Source organism: Nitrospiraceae bacterium, assembly GCA_020632595.1.
Taxonomy (GTDB): Bacteria; Nitrospirota; Nitrospiria; order Nitrospirales; family UBA8639; genus Nitrospira_E.
The window spans coordinates 1-3969 of sequence record JACKFF010000040.1; the positions used below are offsets into that span (position 1 = coordinate 1).

4 protein-coding genes are annotated in these 3969 nt (G+C 52.7%); all 4 read left to right on the top strand.

Annotation, left to right across the window (positions count from 1 at the left end; all coding sequences use genetic code 11):
* On the top strand, window positions 1-417 hold a 417-nt coding region (locus H6750_21515; protein ID MCB9776890.1), incomplete at its 5' end, for a hypothetical protein.
* 460 nt (window positions 418-877) lie between these two features.
* Window positions 878-1774: a formate/nitrite transporter family protein gene (locus tag H6750_21520; protein ID MCB9776891.1), complete on the top strand. Its 897-nt coding sequence runs from the start codon at window positions 878-880 to the stop codon at window positions 1772-1774.
* Window positions 1775-1824: 50 nt separating this feature from the next.
* Window positions 1825-3426 (top strand): ferredoxin--nitrite reductase, encoded by a 1602-nt coding sequence (locus H6750_21525; GenBank protein ID MCB9776892.1) that lies wholly within the window; start codon window positions 1825-1827, stop codon window positions 3424-3426.
* A gap of 175 nt (window positions 3427-3601) precedes the next feature.
* A partial coding sequence (locus tag H6750_21530) for a TIGR03546 family protein (protein MCB9776893.1) occupies window positions 3602-3969 on the top strand: 368 nt, incomplete at its 3' end.

Sequence of the window (3969 nt, forward strand, 5' to 3'; positions counted from 1 at the left end):
GCCGACCTGTCCGGATTGAATTCCGAATATCGTGCCCGTTGGTATGGTCCCACGGTTGGGTTTCGATGGATGGCCGATCTCAATCCCGTTCCATTGTTCTTGCTCCTTGAAGGGCGGTATTGGCCGGTGGTGTGGTATCGGGGCAAAGGTACGTGGAACCTGCGCACGGACTTTGAACAGACGCCGAGTTTTACCCACAAGGATGATAATGGGTATGGGGGGGATATCACGGCCACTCTCCGCTATCCCATCACCACGCAGTGGATGGTGGATGCAGGATGGACGGGCCGTTTTTTGCGGACTTCCAACGGCACGGATCGCACCTTTTTTTCCAACGGCACGGAAAGCACGATTCCCTTATTGCAGGTCAGCCAGGATACCCATTGGTTTCATCTTGGTGTTCGTTACCTTTGGTGAATACGAGAGAGATGGAATATTTACCACCGACTGATACTGACGAGGCATATAATTCGGATTATATACTCAAGTTTGACAAGTGATCTTCCGTCTGATAATTATTGTGCTCAGGTAACAGTGTCGTTGCCTTTTTTCTAACAAAGACATAGTCGTGGACAATTGGCGTCCATTTCCCAAGAAAGGGAATGGGCGTTTTTTTTTGCCGAAAAAGGGGTTATCCCAAATATGCTGGTGCCGAGAATGGGCATTAGGACATTGTTTGGGCTTGCTAGGGGAAACATTTCAGTAATCAGTTATTAGATGTGACTCCACTCACATCCTTCAGAGAACGAGAGAGTGAAGGGTGGATGGAGAGTGGCAACGGCGCCACTGCAATATCAGGGCTGACGTGTCTGGCCTTGATGAAACGCAGTTGGCGCTTTTTTATTGCGAAAATCCAAACTGGGGAAAGGAGGCGACGATGTATACCGTAGATGTAGAACGCATGGTCGAGATGGTCAAAAGGAAGGTTGCCTACTGTCAAGGCCATCCGCTGGGGTACCTCCTCTTGTCCGCTATGGCAGGAGTCTATCTGGGATTTGGGATTTGCTTGATCTTCAGCGTCGGAGCGCCTTTCTGGGCCGATGGTTCGGCGGGCTTCAAGCTGGTCATGGGGGCCTCCTTTGGCATTGCCCTGACGCTTGTGATTTTTGCCGGCTCCGAGTTGTTTACTGGAAATAATATGGTTGGCGTAATTGGAGTGATGTCGAGGGCTATCACCGTAAAGCAGATGGGGCAGATATTTTTCTATTCATTTGTCGGAAACTTACTTGGATCTTTGGGGGTGGCTTGGCTCATCGCGCAAGCGGGAGTTGTAGGGCAGGCTCCGCAAAGCGATCTGCTGCTCAAGGTGGCTGCGGGGAAAATGAATGGGCCGGCATGGGAATTGTTGGTCAGAGGGATCCTGTGTAATTGGCTGGTGTGTTTAGCTGTGTGGATGGCGGCGCGTACCACCAACGATGCCGCAAAGATTCTCTTGATCTTTTGGTGCTTGTTTGCCTTTGTGGGGAGTGGCTTTGAACATAGCATTGCCAATCAATCGATTCTGGGGCTCGCGTTGTTTCTCCCGCATGGGGCAGAGGTCACCTGGATGGGATTGTTCTGGAATCAGCTCTGGGTGGTCTTGGGCAATGTGGTGGGCGGAGGAGCCTTTGTGGGTGGGGCATATTGGTTGTGCAGCCCGGTGAGGGCAAAGGCCTCAGTCCTGGAAAATATCGCCGACGCCATTTCCACTGAAACGCCACGGATCGCGGCGGCTTCGGCCAAAGGAGACGTGAAGGTGAACCCGTTATTGATTGGAGCCGACCGGAGGGTGTGAAGCAGGGGCTCCGACCTGTGAATCTATGACAGAATTGAGAAAGGATGATGATGAATAAGATCGAGTTGCTCAAAGCGCAGAAGGATGGATTGGCTATCAAAGAGGATATTGCCCGCTTGGCCGAATTAGGATGGGAGGCGATTTCCGAAGAGGATATTCAACGGCTGAAATGGTATGGGATATTTTTACGTAATCCGACTCCGGGATTGTTTATGGTACGGGTGCGGATTCCCGGGGGGCGTACCACGACGGCGGAGATGCGCATGTTGGCGCATATCGCAAAAACCTATGGGAACGGCGTGTTGGACCTGACCACTAGGCAGCAGTTTCAGTTGAGGCAATTGAGGATCGAGCATGTTCCGGAGGCATTTCGTGAGATGGAAGCCGCCGGGCTGACTACGCTGCAAACCGGGATGGATAACGTGCGAAATGTCATGACCTGTCCCGTCGCCGGGCTGACGGCGCAGGAACATTTCGATGCGAGTGAGTTAGTTCGACGTCTCAATGAAGCGTTTACGGGCAATCCGGCCTACTCCAATCTTCCGCGAAAATTTAATATGGCGATCACCGGCTGTCCGGAAAACTGTTTGCATCTAGAAACGCAGGACCTGGCTTTTATTCCCGCCACGATAGACGGCCCCGATGGGCAGGTGAAAGGGTTTAATATTTTGGCAGGAGGCAAGTTAGGCTCCGGAGGGTATCGGATGGCCACACCCCTGGATGTGTTTGTCACTCCGATGGAGGTGGTAGCGGTGACCGGAGCAGTTCTTCGTGTGTTCCGGGACCATGGATTCAGAGATTCCCGGACGACTGCCAGGCTCGCCTTTTTACTCGATGAATGGGGTGAAGAACGATTTCGGCTTGAAGTGCAGCGGGAAGTCGGGTGGGTGTTGGAACGGGCGGGTACTGATGCTCGCAAACCCACTGCGAACGAACACCTGGGTATTTACCGTCAAAGACAACCTGGATTGAATTATGTCGGGCTCAAAATTCCGGTGGGCCGCATGCATGCAGACGATCTGGAAGGAATGATCGTGCTGGCTGAAACGTATGGGAATGGCGAGATTCGGTTGACATCGAATCAGGCCGTGATTATTCCACATGTTCATGACCGGGTGTTGGGCAACTTGACTGAGGAATCCCTGCTGAAGCGGTTTCTTTATAATCCCACTCCGGTGCAAAAGGGGCTTGTGAGTTGTGTCGGTAATGACTACTGCAATCTGGCCGTCATCGAAACCAAAAGCCGGGCCGTGGAAACAGCCAAACGGGTAGAGGCAATGATCGGGACGGACGTGAAACCCATTTCCATGCACTGGTCGGGGTGTCCGGCCGGATGCGGCAACCATCTGGTGGCGGATGTCGGATTATTAGGCAAAAAGATCAAAGTGAAAGGGGCCGTGGTTGAAGCGGTAGATGTATTTGTAGGCGGCCGTTCAGGGCCGGACCCCAAGCCAGCCATTAAATTATTGGAAGATGTCCCGTGCGAGTCCTTACCCGAGGTTCTGAGCCATATTTTGCCGTATCACTCCCGCGACAAGATGCATAAGACGAAAGCCAAAAGCCGTCAGAAGAAGGCCATGGCGCACACGGTTACGTCTCAAGTGGAAATCCAAAAATCCCTGCCCCACGAGGCTATCAACCTGGTGACCTGATGAGGGAACTATTCAATCAGGACGGACGCCGCTTTGCAGGTAGGAGGTGAAGAGAGGGGGGGGGAGAGAAGCAGGAAGACTGCTCTATGTGGTGCATGAGCGTTTTGTTCTAGGTAGACTTGATCGAAATTCCAGAGTATTCTGAAGGAGTCTTGTTTCCTGCGATTTGAATGGAATGATCAAGCTTCTTGCCAAACTGCTCCGTGTCTTAAACTCCGAAACGGAACCCGGCCAGATTTCTCTGGGGTTTGGGTTGGCCATGATCGCAGGGCTGACCCCTCTGCTGAGTCTGCATAATCTTCTCGTTCTTCTCCTGGTGTGTGTGCTCCGTGTGAACCTGTCGGCTTTTCTGCTGGGGCTCGCGCTGTGTACCGGGATCGCCTATGCGCTGGATCCCCTCTTTCATCAGATCGGATTGGCCGTGCTCACCGCCCCGGCGCTGGAAGGTGTGTGGACCGCGCTCTATCAATCCGTGTGGTGGCGGTTGGAGCATTTCAATAATTCCATCGTGATGGGGAGTCTGGTCTTTGCCGTGATGCTCTT